Source organism: Nocardia arizonensis (genome assembly GCF_001310275.1).
GTDB classification, from domain to species: Bacteria; Actinomycetota; Actinomycetes; order Mycobacteriales; family Mycobacteriaceae; genus Nocardia; species Nocardia arizonensis.
Genome location: NZ_LGYZ01000100.1, coordinates 1 through 14,132 on the forward strand (window position 1 = coordinate 1; position 14,132 = coordinate 14,132).

Annotated in this window: 11 protein-coding genes; 6 read left to right on the forward strand and 5 right to left on the reverse strand. The window is 69.8% G+C overall.

Features of this window, described 5'->3' with window-relative positions; translation table 11 throughout:
• Positions 1–53: 53 nt before the first annotated feature.
• The 5 genes from APZ21_RS23840 to APZ21_RS23865 form a co-directional block, all read right to left on the reverse strand.
• Positions 54–329 (reverse strand): hypothetical protein, encoded by a 276-nt coding sequence (locus APZ21_RS23840; RefSeq protein ID WP_054815552.1) that lies wholly within the window; start codon positions 327–329, stop codon positions 54–56.
• A gap of 317 nt (positions 330–646) precedes the next feature.
• Entirely contained in the window at positions 647–3,511 is a 2,865-nt protein-coding gene (locus APZ21_RS33280) for a PrgI family protein (protein ID WP_082393410.1), read from the reverse strand.
• Positions 3,508–5,457 (reverse strand): TrbL/VirB6 family protein, encoded by a 1,950-nt coding sequence (locus APZ21_RS23850; protein ID WP_476739085.1) that lies wholly within the window; start codon positions 5,455–5,457, stop codon positions 3,508–3,510. The genes APZ21_RS33280 and APZ21_RS23850 overlap by 4 nt, the downstream gene beginning before the upstream one ends.
• On the reverse strand, positions 5,385–5,783 hold the full coding sequence (locus APZ21_RS23860) for a pilin (protein WP_054815555.1): 399 nt from the start codon (positions 5,781–5,783) through the stop codon (positions 5,385–5,387). The genes APZ21_RS23850 and APZ21_RS23860 overlap by 73 nt, the downstream gene beginning before the upstream one ends.
• Positions 5,780–6,703, reverse strand: a complete 924-nt coding sequence (locus APZ21_RS23865; RefSeq protein ID WP_146089069.1) for a hypothetical protein — start codon at positions 6,701–6,703, stop codon at positions 5,780–5,782. Before APZ21_RS23865 ends, APZ21_RS23860 begins: the two co-directional genes overlap by 4 nt.
• A 478-nt stretch (positions 6,704–7,181) precedes the next feature.
• Between APZ21_RS23865 and APZ21_RS23870 the strand changes: the two genes are divergently transcribed.
• The 6 genes from APZ21_RS23870 to APZ21_RS23895 form a co-directional block, all read left to right on the forward strand.
• Entirely contained in the window at positions 7,182–7,826 is a 645-nt protein-coding gene (locus tag APZ21_RS23870; RefSeq protein WP_146089070.1) for a hypothetical protein, read from the forward strand.
• Between the two features lie 48 nt (positions 7,827–7,874).
• On the forward strand, positions 7,875–8,885 hold the full coding sequence (locus APZ21_RS23875; protein WP_054815558.1) for a TRM11 family SAM-dependent methyltransferase: 1,011 nt from the start codon (positions 7,875–7,877) through the stop codon (positions 8,883–8,885).
• Positions 8,882–11,347 carry a type IV secretory system conjugative DNA transfer family protein gene (locus APZ21_RS23880; RefSeq protein WP_019045699.1) on the forward strand — a complete coding sequence of 822 codons (2,466 nt, stop codon included), beginning with the start codon at positions 8,882–8,884 and terminating at the stop codon, positions 11,345–11,347. Before APZ21_RS23875 ends, APZ21_RS23880 begins: the two co-directional genes overlap by 4 nt.
• Positions 11,348–11,408: 61 nt before the next feature.
• Positions 11,409–12,452, forward strand: coding sequence for a replication-relaxation family protein (locus APZ21_RS36045; RefSeq protein WP_054815559.1), 1,044 nt, complete (start codon positions 11,409–11,411; stop codon positions 12,450–12,452).
• 7 nt (positions 12,453–12,459) lie between these two features.
• Positions 12,460–13,467, forward strand: coding sequence for a C40 family peptidase (locus APZ21_RS23890; protein WP_019045697.1), 1,008 nt, complete (start codon positions 12,460–12,462; stop codon positions 13,465–13,467).
• A gap of 30 nt (positions 13,468–13,497) precedes the next feature.
• The coding region (locus APZ21_RS23895; RefSeq protein WP_156371307.1) for a cutinase family protein at positions 13,498–14,132 on the forward strand (635 nt) is incomplete at its 3' end.

Sequence of the window (14,132 nt, forward strand, 5' to 3'; positions counted from 1 at the left end):
CCCACCCATCCCGAGCAGATCAGGGCTGTCGGGTCCGGCGAATACGGGCAGGCTCATGCCGCCTCCTGTTCGTCGGCGGTGGTGATGGCGTCGAGATCGACCAGATCGGCTGTGGCTGGGTCGTGGCTGTCGAGCCAGCGCAGCAGCGCCGAGATCGCGCGGGCTTGCCGTTCGGCGACGCGTTTGGCTTCGGCTCCGGTGACATAGCGAATCTGGAACGACGTGGTCATCTCGCCCACTCGAGCATCGACATGCATCGGCGAATCGGCGCGGGCCCGCGAGGGGCGCAACGGGATCACCACGGCGTCGTCGGAAAATTCCTCGTCCATGATTTCCTCTCATGTCCTGCCACGTCGGCCCGATAGGTGGCGGAGGTGGCTGTTTCGTGGGTGGGTGGAACTGCGCGGGAACCGGGCGGGTCCGCGTGCAGCGGGATCCATGAACGCTCCGTAGCGGCCGAGGCGTCAAATGTCTTCTCGTGCAGCATTTCTGCCGAACCGGTCACCCGCGACCAACCAGGGGTGCCGATCGGCCGGAATACGGCGGCCTGCGCCGTTCTGGCGGGTCCAACGGGCGGGTCTGCGGTGTGACCATTGCGCGCCGGAACCCGATCCCGGTGCGGTGGTTCGGACAGCGGCGTCAAGGGTCACCCCGCCCACCTGCCGTCGGCTGTTGCGGTTGAGCCGATGTCGACTTCGGTGTCGCGGTCGTCGGCGATGGCGGCCAGGAACTCAGGCGAAGTGGTGATGAGCGCGTTCTCGGTGAGCGAGGCCAAAGACCCGAACACCGCGCGGTCGGTGCCGCCGACCGCGAGCAGCCCCGAACCGCGAGCCGCGGAGAGCAGGAATTGCTGCTCGCCGTCAGAGAGGTGGAAGGCGGTAGCGACCTCGTCGATGGCCTGGGGTGCTTGGCGTAGCAAGATCTGAGTGGCGGCGTTGGAGATGATCGCTCGCCCGAGTTCGGTCGAGCAGACATCCGCGCAGTCCTGGGTAGCGACGGTGAGTCCGGCCCAGTGCTTGCGGAAGCTTTTCGCGGCCCGGAACAGGAACGCCGCCCCGGCGGGCTCGCGCAGCAGCAGCCACGCCTCGTCCACGGTGATCATGCGGGGCCGCCGATGACCGGGGTTCGACACTTTCCGCCACGTCGCGTCCAAAACCAGCAGCGTGCCGATGGTTTTCATTTCATCGGGCAGCTCCCGTAGCGAGAACACGATCATCGCGCCCTCGGGTTCGGTGGTGGTGTTCCCGTCGATCAGCCCGGCATAGGCTCCCTCGCCGGTGTAGGGGTGCAGCCCGGCAGCCAACTCGACGGCAGCGGGCACGGCGAGCTGGTCAAGCTGGTCTCGCAGGTCGCTCAGGGTGGGCGCGGGCCGGGTCCAGGTGGCGGGGTCGTCGGTGATCCCGGCGGCGGTGTAAGCAGCGGCGAGAGCAGCGTCCAGCGCCGACCGATGCGCGGCGGTTTGGTCCCCCAACAGCACCTGGATCAGGGTGTGGCAGAACAGTTTGCGCCGAGTGAGCGCATCGGTCGGGGCGCTGCGGCTCCCGTCGGGTCGGATGTGGATTTCCAGGTCGAACGGGTTGAGCCGAACTCCGGGTGCACCGAGGCGGATGTTGGTGCCGCCCACGGCCTCGCTCAGGCGCCGGTATTCATCCTCGGGATCGATGATGACCTGCTCGATCCCGCGATACAGGGCCCGCAGGATCTCGGTTTTCACCAGGTAGGACTTGCCCGCACCGGATCGGCCCAGCACGACGAGGTTGTGGTTGTGGGCCTCGGGACCGAACCGGTCCACGAACAACAACCCCGACGCAGCGTCGCGGCCATAGAGAACACCCTGGGGCCGGTCGGCCTGGGCGGGATCGGCGGCGGGGAGCTGGGGTGAGTCGAAGGGGAACGCCGCGGCGAGGGCAGTGGTATCGAAGGTCCGCTGGACCCGGATAAGGTCCAACCCGAGCGGCAGAGTCGTCACCCACGCCTGAGCTGCCCGGTAGGACAGGGTGCAGGTGTCCACGAGCAGACTCGCCGCCAACGCGCGAACGGCGGCCAACTCGTCGGCCAGCTCGGATTCCGAGGCGGCATGGACGGTGAGATACACCCCGACGCGGAACAATCTTGCTTCGGCCCGCGCGACGCGCGCGGACAGGTCGGCGGCGTCCTCGACGGCGACGTCGACCTGCGGGTCGGTCAGACGGCCCCGGCCGAGGTCCTGCCTGCGGGCAGATTCGAGGCGGGCTTGCTGGCGGCGCAGCCGAGTGGCGGCGGTGGCCGGGTCGACCGGCTCGACGTGCACCGCGACCTCGACTCTGCCCGGGTGAGACAGCAGAGGCGCGAGCCAGCCGGCGGTCACCTCGCGCGGGTAGCCGGTCACCGCGAGGGTCGCGCTCCAATCCGAGCCGATCTCAAGATGCCGGGTGCCGATGGTCAAAGATTCCGGGGCGAACCGGTCGAGCCCGTCCCCGGCGAACGGATCCGGTAATCGGGTATCGGGGTCGGTGCTGACGACCGTGCCGGCGGCGGTGATGTCGGCGGCGGCAGAGACGAGGCTTTCGGGGTCGGTGCAACTGGCCAGCACAGCAGTGGCGGCGTCGTGGTCGAGGGCGGTCACCGAGATCCCCAACGGGGACAGCACATCGGCGGCCTCGTTCATCCGGCGCAGCAGCCTGGACTCGGCTGCACGACGCGCACCGCCCGATAGGGTGCGCCGGGCTCGGCGCTGCCCAGGGAGACGGGCACGCAGCCCGCTGGTCGCCACGGCCTCGGTGTGTTCACGCCAGACGAGCAGCACCTGTCGGTGAACGGGGTCTTCGCGGGCGGCCAGCTCGGTGAGGTGGTCGGCATGGTCGAGGGCTGCCGCGGCGAGGTCGGCCGACATCTGCGCGGCAGCAGAGTGCAGGCCGGTGATGTGCTCAGTCAAGTCCAGCCGCGCCGAACGGATCAGGATCTGAACGGGTTGACGCAGGGTGTGCAGCCAGCCCGCGAGCTGGCCGACCAAGCTGTCCTGTTCGGCCGGGGTCCGCAGCGACAGGTTGAGGGTTCCCGCGACCGCGATAGCGGCGAGGCCGTCGGCGCCGAGGTCGATCACCCCGACCCCGCCGCTGCCACTGCTCGCCACCGACTCGGGCAACCGCGCCTGATCCGCCGATAGTTCCGAGGGCACCGGCGACCGAGGACGTCGTCCTGTGGTGCGAGTCGTGATCCAGCGCGGAGCCCGGGCGGCACCATGTGATCGGATGAGGTGGCGTGGACGCAGGCGGTGACGAACGGCCGCGACGAGCAGCAGGTCGGCCGACAGACCCTCGCGGCGGGTCAGGACCGCGACTGCCACGAACACGAACATCAGGGCAGCGGTGACCGCGAATACGGGCAGCGGTAGCAGGGTTCGCGTTGCAGCCCAGGCCGCGTACAGCAGTGCGGCGGTCGTGGCCAGGACAGCGAGCTGGCGCGCGGTGAACGGCCCCAGCAGCCGGTCGGAGCGGTCGACGTCGGCGGGGATGCGCACGATGGTGCTCATTTCAGGGTTCCGCCTCTCGGGGCGCGGGGCGCTCGGCGGCGCACGGGCAGATCCGGCATGGGCAGATGCAGCTGCCGCCCCGCCGGACGCGCCGGGGCCGCTGCGGGTGGTTGTAGCGGGTTCGGTGGCGATGCAACGGGTTTGACCCGGGCGACCGGGAACGGCAGCGGGTACTGGCCGCTACGGTTCGGGCGAACACGCGCGTACGGGTCGGGCGGGGTGGGTTCGGTGAAGTCGAAGGCGAGCTGTTGCGGTGTCGCCCGGCGACCGGGCCGCTGCGGCGGCGGCTCGGGAGGCGGGGGTGTTGGACGGACACGGCGCACTGGGATCGGGAGCGGGTACTGTCCCCCAGCCCCGGCGCGAATGCCCCGATACGGGTCCGGTGGAGTGAAGTCGAACGCGAGCTGGCGTCCCCTCGCCGACCGGTTCGAGCGCGGTGGTGGGGTGCCGGTCGCTTGGGCCGGTGCCGGGTTGGGTTGCCGAGGAACGCGGCGCACTCCTTCCAAGGGCAGCATGAGCTGCCCGTCGCGGGTCGAACGCACCCGCGCGTACGGATCGGGCGGTCCACTGCTGGAGGCGGCGCGGGGTACTCGTGGGGCACGGACGGGTCGCGCACTCCGCCGTGCGGACGCCGCAGAGGCTGTGGTGCGGGCGGAGCTCGCAGTGGCGCCTTTGAGCATGCCGAGGGTTTTGTAGGCGATGAAGCCACGCACGATCGAGCCGAGGAAGCTGCGGCCTTGCCCGATCTTGAGCACCGACAGCAGCCACATCGGTGTCTTGATCAACACGAACATCAACGCCAAAGCGACAGTGAGATCGGCGATCTCGTTGGCATCGGGCCCGAACACGTACCAGCCACCGGGACGGAGCATGACCCGCAGCACGGCCACCAACGTCAGTGATTGCACCACCTGGACCGCGAGGCAGGCGGCGAAGGAGCGCCACCACCAGCGCGCGACACCGTCGAGGCCGGGCAGCCCATGACACATCAAAGCCAGGGGTGCGCCCACGATCAGCAAGATCGTGATCGTCACCCGCACGAGATAGCTGATGATCAGCACGAGCAGCATCACCGACAGCGCCAGCTGCAACAGAACAAGGACACCGAGGCTCTGGGTACTGGTGAACGCCAACTCGGCCAGCGCGTCGGCGGCCGAGCCCGAGTCGACACCATCTCCAGCGAGAGCACCGGCGAGGGCGTTGGCGAAACCGATTCCGGCGGTGGCGATCATCATGCTCAACCCCCCAGCCGCGAATCCGACGACCAGGCGGGGTGCGAGTTCGCGGATCGACCATTGGGTTTGGACGGTCTCACGCATCATCAACAGCACCCCGGCAGCCATCACGACCAGCACGTAGAGGGCGAGCACGATCTGCCACGACTGGTTCCACAAGACCCCGATCTCGGGAATCTGCCCGGGTTCGGGTGTGGTGAGCAGGGTTTGCGACAACAGTTCCAGCAACGGGTTGAGCGAGGTCTCCACGATGCGCCGGAAGAACCCGTCGACCGCGTTCTCCACACACCCGTTGATGTTGGTCACCCCGCACTCGGCCGAGCCCGACCCGGATCCAGGTGCCGGTGCTGGCGCTGTTGTGCCGGGCGCGGTTGTCGTCGGTGGGGTGGTGGTCGAGGGTGGTGTCACCCACCGGCGCGGTGTCGTGGTCGGTGGACTGGTGGTCGGCGCGGGTGTCGCCGGTGCCGTGGTCACTGGCGGAACCGGCGTCGGAGTGGCGGGTTGGGCGGCGGCCCCGCCGGAACCGGTGAGCACGATCAGGACGGCGGCGAGGACCGCTGCTGCGCTATTGGCAGCGAGGCGCGCGGCCGGTGTGAACCGGGTGGGGGTGGGTGGTGCCTGGGCCGGGGTTGTCACGGTCAGGCTCCGATGATGGACTTGAGCACGGCGACGATGACCGGTGCCAGCATCGCCAGCGCGTAGCCGATGCACGCGGCGCGGAAGGCGGTCTTGGCCTTCTCGATCTCGCTGGGATCACCGCCCCCGAGCAGATAGCGGGCTCCGGCGATGGTCAGGAACAGTGTCGCCAGCCCGGCCAGGATGCCGACCAGCCAGTTGCGGGCGTTGTCGATCACCTCGCCCAGCGACGAGGCGATGGCCAGCACCTCGGTGTGCGGTGGCGCCGCCGAGGCGGATCCGGCCGCGACCACCGACACCACTACGGCGGCGACCGCGATAGCGAGGCGCCGGGGCCCGCGTCGTGCGCGGCCAGCCGAGTCCAGTACCTCCCCATCGAGAGCGTTCGTGTGCGGGTTCATGCGGCCACTTGCCCGGACTCGATGCTCGCCGGTGCCGGAGCTGACGAGAGTCGTTTCGGCCGGCGGCCTCGCCGCGGTGAGGAGACTCTCGGCGCGAGCGTGGTCACCGTCGCGGTCTCGACCGGGCCGTTGCGGACCGGATCGAGGTCGCGGGTGCGGTCGGCCAGCCATGCCAGTAGGGCACGTTCGGCACGGGACCGCTGCTTGCGCAGTCGGCCCACTGGGACACCGCGTTCGGCGGCCAGAGCGGGCAGCAGCCGGTCTTCCCACCGGGACGCGGCGATGAGTTCTGCGGCGTCGGCGGAGATCACCCCGGCACCCACGGCAGCAGCGAGCACCGTCTCGGGGTGACCAGACTCGGCTCCGAGTACCTGCGCCCGCTGCCCCCATTCGGTGAGATCAGCCCCGAGGTCACCAACCACCGTGAAACTGGTTCGCTGCTCGATTGCTGTTCTACGGTCAGCGCGGAAGGCAGCCCACCGTAGGCGATTCCATACGTGCGGCTGGTCGACATCGATGCACGGGAGGTGGAGCAGGAACTCAGCCAGCGCTTCGGACTCGGCATCGTGGCGTTCCGGGGTTCCCGGTGCCGTGTGCTCGCCGGTGATGCGGGCCAGCATCGGCATGGCCAGCGCCGCGCTCACGAGCATTGCGGATTCGCTGCGCTGCCGGACCCGTTCGATGAGCCACACCCAGATCGCATCGACCTCGCCCATTGGTGTGCCTGGATCCCACAGCCGCTCACGCAACTCCCCCCACGTCCGGATCCGACCGCACGCGGCCTCCGACACCGGGGCCGGACGGGGGATGGTCGGCAGGTAGTGTCCGGCGATCCGGTCGAAACCCCTGTTCACCGCAGCCAGTGGCGAGGGCGGTTTGCCGATCTGTCCCGGAATGGTTTCGTCATGCGTGTTCGTCACCACGATCTCCTTGTTCGGTCGATGATTTTCCGACCACCTCAGGACACCTCGCGGATCTATCCGAAACCTATCCAAACCCTATCCGCAACATATCCAAACACTATCTGAAACATATCCAAGTCATATCTTGCGCAGATCAGCATCTCCTCCGCTACTACGACACACCCACCCGTCAGGGGCGGGGCATATCCGCGCGGATATGCCCATCTGCCAGCACATGTGAAGCGCAGGATAGCGCCTAGATATGACTTGGATATGTTTCAGATAGGTTGCGGATAGGACGTCCGAGCATGCTGGCAAACCTTGGCGAAAATTCTTCAAAATAATTTCCGGGACATCTCATCGATGCACCCGTTTCCTAGGTTCGGATATCGGACTCAGGGAATTCTCAGAGAGCGGAGTTCGGAAATTACGTCCCGTTTTCGGCTTTTTGGCGGCAGTTAATGAGTAGAAGCACTCTCTCGTTCAGGAGGCCCTCATGACCGCCCCTTCCCGCCGCCCGCGCTCTGGCACCAATGCCGTGCAGATCCCCTCGACCCTGTGGCCGCTGGGACCCGACCCGCTCGATCCCGCCGATCGCTGGCCCGACCGGGCTCTGGTCCACACGATCACCGAATTCTCCGCGCCGGGCGCGCGGGTGATGCTGCTGGGCTGGCCCGCCCCCACCGCGCGGGGGACGCTGCGGATCATCGAGTCCGACACCGCCGCCGCACTGTCCACGATCGGTGATCTGGGCCGCCACGGACTCGACGCACCCACCGGCCGGACGTGGACGGGCGCGCCGGTGGATCTGGTCGTCGCGAGCCTGCTCGCCGATCAGCTCGACCCGATCGCCGCCGCCGAACACATAACCGCGCTCGCGACCGAAGTCCTCGCGATGGGCGGGTTGCTGGTCATTTTCTCCCGCTGCCGACACAGCGACTCCGGAACCTTGTTCGACCCGGCCGGTTCGGTCGTGGCCGCCGCGCAGTCCGCCGATCTGCTCTACCTCCAGCACATCATCGCCGCCCCGATCTCCGGGCACCAGGTCACCGCGCCCGCCGCGCCGACACCGTCGGGGACCGCGCGTCACGCCGTCGCGCACACCGACGTCTTCGTCTTCCTCCAGCCCGCACATGGCTGAACCCACACGCCCTGCACCCCACCGGAACTCTCACGTGAAGGACGCCCGATGACGCTCGAACCGACCACCCCCGCCACCGCCGACAGCGCCTCCGGCAGCCCCGCACAGACCGCCCCGACCGTCGCGCCGGTGTCGGTGTGGGCCACCGCGCAGACCGCGCCCACCGCGCAGCGCCGGGGCCGCTATCACCCCGACAGCACCGCCCATCCCGCGAAGATGTTCCCCGCCATCGTCGCCCACGCCGTGAACACCTACACCCGGCCCGGGGACCTCGTGCTCGACCCGATGTGCGGGATTGGCACCACCCTCGTCGAGTCCCTGCATCTGGGCCGCCGCGCGGTGGGTGTGGAGTACGAGTCGCGGTGGGCGGAGCTGGCGCGCACCAACATCGAGCTCGCTCGTGAGGCCGGGATCGATCTCGCCGCGGACGTCTTCCACGGCGATGCCCGCAAGCTGGGTGATCTGATCCCGGCCGAGCTACGCGGTCAGGCGAAGCTCGTCATCACTTCTCCTCCTTACGGCGACAGCTTGCACGGGCACGTACGCGCCAACCGCAAAGACCCGGTGCTGAAGTCCAACCACCGCTACGGCGCGGTGCTGGATCGCGGCAACCTCGCCAACGTCGGCCTCGGCAGACTGCTGTCCGGGTTCACCAAGATCCTGGCCGGAGCCGCCGAATACCTCGCGCCCGGTGGGTATGTGGTGATCACCGCGCGACCGTGGCGGCAGCACGCCGAACTCGTGCCGCTGCCCGCCCACCTCTACACCTGCGGCGAGCTGGCCGGGCTGGTCCCGGTGGAGCGGTGCGTGGCCTTGCTGGGCCGCCTCACCGACGGCGAACTCATCGCCCGCAGCTCGTTCTTCCAGCGCGACTTCATTGTCAAGCAGCGCGCGGCCGGGCTGCCGATGCACCTCATCGCCCACGAGGACGTCATCATCCTGCACAAGCCCGAAGCCACCGAGGCGACCGGACGCCGTCGCGCGGGCCGGTTCCCGTTCGGCAGCGCGGCGACTCTGCCGAACACCGAGATCACCGGCCCGGGATCGGTGGCCGCGTGAATCCCGAGCAGGGATGGCTGGGCCGGGCGCTTCTCGCGCCCAGCCGGGCCGTGGCCGACCTCCGCGACGCTCTCGAACACGCCCTCGTGTCCGCCGATGCTCTGTTTCTGGTCGCGGTCGGTGTCGCGGTGCTCGCCGCGGTACGGCTCACGGTTCGGTGGCGGCGAGGCCGGCTGAGTGCGCGTGCCCGCCAGATCACCGTGCTCACCCCACCGGAGGTCGACGCCAAAGGCGCACTGACCTTCTGGGCACACCTCATCGGCCAGCTCCGCCCAGCATGGGCGAGAACGCTGCTGGGGCAGCCACATCTGGGGTTCGAGTACACCGTCACCCCCGAGGAAGGCGCGGCGATCCGGCTGTGGGTGCCGGGCACGGTTCCGCCCGGGTTGATCGAGCGGGCTGTCGCCTCGGCGTGGCCCGGCGCGCACACCGACACAGCCGAACCCGCCCGGCCCCCGCTGCCGAACCCGGTCAAAGGGATCCGGCGGATTGTGGCCGGAGGCGAGCTGCGCCTCGGGCGCCACGAGGGACTCCCGCTGAGCACCGATCACTCCGGTGATCTGGTGCGCAACCTGATCACCGCCGCCGACGATCTGGGCCCCGGTCACGCAGTGTGCGTGCAGATCCTCGCCCGCCCGGTCACCGGCCGCCGCGTCGCCCGCGCCACCCGCTCCGCGGCGAGCACGGGTGCCCGGGCCGGTGTCGCGGCGGGACTGCTGCGCGAGGCCCTCGACCTTCTCACTCCCGGCTCGAGCACCGGTCGCGCCTCCCGCACCGCCACCGGGGTGGGGAGCGCGCGGGGCACCGACCGGCAGACCTCCCTGGAATACAGTGCCGCCGCCCGCGCGGCAGCGGCCAAAGCGCGAGGGGCGCATTGGGAGACGGTCGTCCGCTATGCCGCCTCGATCCCGGTCTCCACCGACCCCGCCGAGATCGACTCGACAGCCCAAGCGCGAGCGGTGGCGCGCGGGCGCGCCGATGCTCTAGCCACGACGTTCGGGGCGTGCACCGATCACAACTACTACCGGCGTCGCCGTCGACTCTTCCGCCTTCAGCGGTTGATCCGGGAGCGGCGTCTCGGGCGTGGGGATGTGTTGTCGGTGCCCGAGCTGGCCACGATCGCCCATCTGCCCACCGACGACGGGCTACCGGGCCTGCAGCGCGCCGGAGCCCGCGCGCTGTCCCCGGCACCGGAGATCCCCGTCGGTGGGGAGTTCACGAAGCCGTTGGGGATGTCCGACACCGGCACTCGCCGCCCGGTCGCGGTGAAAGTCTCCGACGCCCGTCACCACCTGCACATCCTCGGCCCGACCGGGGTCGGCAAATCCACGCTGCTGGCGCGCACGATCCTCGATGACGCCGAGGCGGGGCGCGGGGTGATCGTGATCGACCCGAAAGGCGACCTCGTCACCGATGTCTTGTCGAGGCTGCCGTCGCGCATGGGTGAGCGGGTGGTGCTCTTCGACGCCGACGCATCCAGTGCTCCGCCGTGTGTGAATCCGCTCGACATCGGCCGGATCGGGCGCGCGGGGATGGATCTCGCGGTCGACAACCTGACCACAGTTTTCCGCCGGATCTTTCACCAGTGGTGGGGGCCGCGCACCGACGACATCATGCGCGCGAGCCTGCTCACCTTGTGCGCGCAGCCCGGGACCGCGACCCTGGCCGACCTGCCCCGCCTGCTCACCGAGGGTGCGTTCCGGTCCCGGGTCACCCGCACCACCGCCGATCCGGTCCTGCGCGGGTTCTGGGACTCCTACGAGCAACTCTCCGACACCGGCCGCGCCCAGCTCACCGGCCCCCTACTGAACAAGCTGAGGGCGTTCCTGCTGCGCCCGTTCGTGCGCGCGGCCATCGCCGGTGGCCCCTCGACCGTGGACTTCGGCGACATCCTCGACCACGGCGGCATCTGCCTGGCCCGATTGCCGAAAGGCTCACTCGGCGAGGAGACCTCCCGACTGGTCGGGTCACTGCTGGTCGCGCGTACATGGCAGGCAGTGACCGCCAGAGCCCGGGTCGCCGCCGCTGACCGGCCTGACGCCGCGCTCGTGCTCGACGAGGCGCAGAACTTCCTCAACTTGAGCACGCCGATCGAGGACATGCTCGCCGAAGCCCGCGGACTCCGGCTCTCCTTGCTCCTGGCGCATCAGAACTTGGGCCAGCTCTCGCGCGAACTGCGTGACGGCATCTCGGCCAACGCGCGCAACAAGATCGTCTTCGCCGTGTCGCCCGACGACGCGCGCGATCTGGCCCGCCACACCGACCCGTGGCTGTCCGAGCACGACCTGTCTCACCTCGACGCCTTCCACGCAGCCGCCCGCCTGCTGGTCGACGGCCGCAACGCCAGACCGTTCACCCTCACCACCCGGCCGCTGGACCCGCCGATCCCCGGGCGTGCCCGGGAGATCGCTGCCGCCGCTCGCGCCCGCCTCACCGACACCCGCCCGGACCGCGACGAGTGACCCGACCACCGACAGCTCCGCCACCGCCCGTCTGTTCGTTCCGAGAAAGGTTGTGCCACCGATGCTCTCCCGTCCCGCCCAGCAGGCAGACAACCGGCGTCCCCGCCCCGACAACCGGACCCGGCCCCGGCCGCTCGACAGCACCGCGCTCGTCTCCCGGTTGACCGAGCGCGACCGCTGGCTTCTGCGGATGCTGCACGAGCACCGTGTCCTGACCACCAACCAGCTCACCAGCCTGGCCTTCCCGACTCAGCCCATCGCGCTGCGGCGGCTGAACCTGCTGCACCGCTACGGCGTCGTGGACCGTTTCCGGCCGTGGCGCACCGAGGGCAGCGCGCCGATGCACTGGGTACTCGCACCGGCCGGGGCAGGCGTGCTCGCCGCGGAAGCCGGGATCACGGTGCGCGAGCTGGGCTACCAGCATCAGCGTGCCCTCGCCATCGGCCACAGCCTGCACCTGACCCACACCCTCGGCGTCGCCGAATGGTTCACCGCCCTGATCGCCCACCCCGCCCTCGACCAGCGCGGCAACCCCGCCCAGGTCCAGGCATGGTGGTCGCAGACCCGCTGCGAGCGTTTGTGGGGCGACCTCGCCCGCCCCGACGCCTTCGGCCGCTACGCCCACGCCGAGGATGTGCTCGACTTCTATCTCGAGTACGACCTGGAGAGCACCACGGCGCTGTCGCGGGTTGCGGCGAAACTCACCGGCTACGCCGAACTAGCTCGCACCACCGGCGTCGTCGCCCCCGTGCTGCTCTGGGTGCCGAGCGTCGCCCGCGAGACCAAAGCCCGCGCGGCGCTGCACCGGACCTGGGAACGGCTCCCCGACCCCGAGGCCGTGCCCGTGGCCACCGCCGCCGCCGAACTCCTCGCCCCCACCCTTGAGGCCAGTCCCGCCGACCAGGTCTGGCTGCCCCTGGACGCCAACGCCGCCAACGCCGCCAACGGCTCTCGAAGGCGACACCTACACCAGCTCGCCACCGCGTGGCCCCGGCGCACCCCACCCGAGCCCGACAGCGAACCCGACCCGGGCTGGGCACCGCAGAGCGGCATCGTCACCCTGTCCCCGCCACCCCCACAGCCACCGACCTACGAGTCCTGGTGAGCTGACGATGCTGGTCAAGGCGCTCGGGGCAGGGTTCGGCGCGTTCGTGTTCCTCACGGTCGTCATCGCGACCGTGGTCAGCGCCATCGTGGTGTTCGACCAGTCGCTCACCGCACCTACCCCGGGAGCCTCGACCGGCACCGGCTCGACCCCGAGCACCGAAGCACAGCAAGACATCCCGGCCGAGATGCTCGTGCTCTACCAAGCCGCCGCCGGAGACTGCCCCGGCCTGGACTGGAGCGTGCTCGCCGCGATCGGCAAGATCGAAACCGACCACGGCCGCTCCACCCTGCCCGGCGTCTCCTCGGGCGAAAACGCCTCCGGGGCCGGTGGACCGATGCAGTTCCTCGCCCCGACGTTCGACTCCGTTGTCTCGCGCCATCCCCTGCCCGCTGGTGGCGCGAATCCGCCCTCGCGCTACAACCCCTCCGACGCCATCCACGCCGCCGCGTTCTACCTGTGCGACTCCGGTGCGCCCGCCGACATGTACAGCGCGATCTTCGCCTACAACCACGCCGACTGGTACGTGCGCGACGTCCTCGACCAGGCCGCCCGCTACCGGACCACCACGCCCGACACCTCCGGCGGCGACTGCGACACCACCTCACCGACGAACCCGACAGCCGCGCAGGTGATCTCGTTCGCCTGCGCGCAACTCGGCTTGCCGTATGTGTGGGGTGGCAACGGGCCCGAGGTGAACGGCGGCTGGGACTGCTCCGGACTCACCCAAGCCGCCTACCGCGCCGCAGGCATCTCCATTCCCCGCACCACCTACGACCAGGTCCACACCGGCACACCGGTATCCGAGGACCAGCTCGTCCCGGGCGATCTCGTCTTCTACGGCACTGCCGCCGACGTCCATCACGTCGGGATCTATCTCGGCGCGGGCCAGATGGTGCACGCGCCGACCTTCAACGAGCCCGTCCAGGTCTCGCCCTACCGGTGGAGCGGCGACGACTTCTACGCCGCCCGCAGACCCACGTCCGCCCACGACGACTCCCGCGCCGCGTCCTGACCAGTCCCTCACCTGAACGGAGAACACACCATGCACCGCAACAGCTCCCAGCTCCGCCGCAACGCCCACGCGGCGTTGTGCGCGGTCATCGCCGCGACCACTGTGACAGCCGGTGTCGCCGCCGCAGAACCCACACCCGACCGCACCGGTACCAAGTGCCCGCGCTGGACCGCGCTGCTGGCACCGGGCACCTACGAGACGACCCCTACCATCGGGCAAGGCACGAACGGGATCCTCACCCAGCTCGGGGAGTCCCTGACGACGCGTTACGGCACCGACATCGAGGTCCGTACGCTCGCGCCCTCCACCGGCGCGGGTTCGGTGAGCGGCGCGGACCTCTCCGCGGGGATGAAGGGGCTGTGCTCGGACACCCGAGTCGTTTTGGCCGGCTACGGCCAGGGCGCCGAGGTCACCGGCGACCTCGCCACCACCCTCGGCAATCGAGGGGGTCCGATTCCGGCCTCTCGGGTCGTCGCTGTCGCGCTCGTCTCGGACCCGCGCCGCGACTCCACCACCGCCCAGCTCGGTACCCCGGTCTCTGGGCAGGGTGTCACCGGGCCACGCACGAAGGGCTTCGGCGAGCTGACCGATCGGGTCCGCACGCTGTGCCTCGACGGTGACAGCTACTGCTCGACCACCGCCGAGTCCTCGCCCGTCCTCGCCGC

Bases quoted from the DNA above. Each gene is read 5' to 3' on its own strand.
- APZ21_RS23840 (WP_054815552.1), bottom strand. From the start codon at position 329: ATGGACGAGGAATTTTCCGACGACGCCGTGGTGATCCCGTTGCGCCCC.
- APZ21_RS23860 (WP_054815555.1), bottom strand. From the start codon at position 5,783: ATGAACCCGCACACGAACGCTCTCGATGGGGAGGTACTGGACTCGGCT.
- APZ21_RS23890 (WP_019045697.1), top strand. From the start codon at position 12,460: ATGCTGGTCAAGGCGCTCGGGGCAGGGTTCGGCGCGTTCGTGTTCCTC.
- APZ21_RS36045 (WP_054815559.1), top strand. From the start codon at position 11,409: ATGCTCTCCCGTCCCGCCCAGCAGGCAGACAACCGGCGTCCCCGCCCC.
- APZ21_RS23875 (WP_054815558.1), top strand. From the start codon at position 7,875: ATGACGCTCGAACCGACCACCCCCGCCACCGCCGACAGCGCCTCCGGC.
- APZ21_RS33280 (WP_082393410.1), bottom strand. From the start codon at position 3,511: ATGAGCACCATCGTGCGCATCCCCGCCGACGTCGACCGCTCCGACCGG.
- APZ21_RS23870 (WP_146089070.1), top strand. From the start codon at position 7,182: ATGACCGCCCCTTCCCGCCGCCCGCGCTCTGGCACCAATGCCGTGCAG.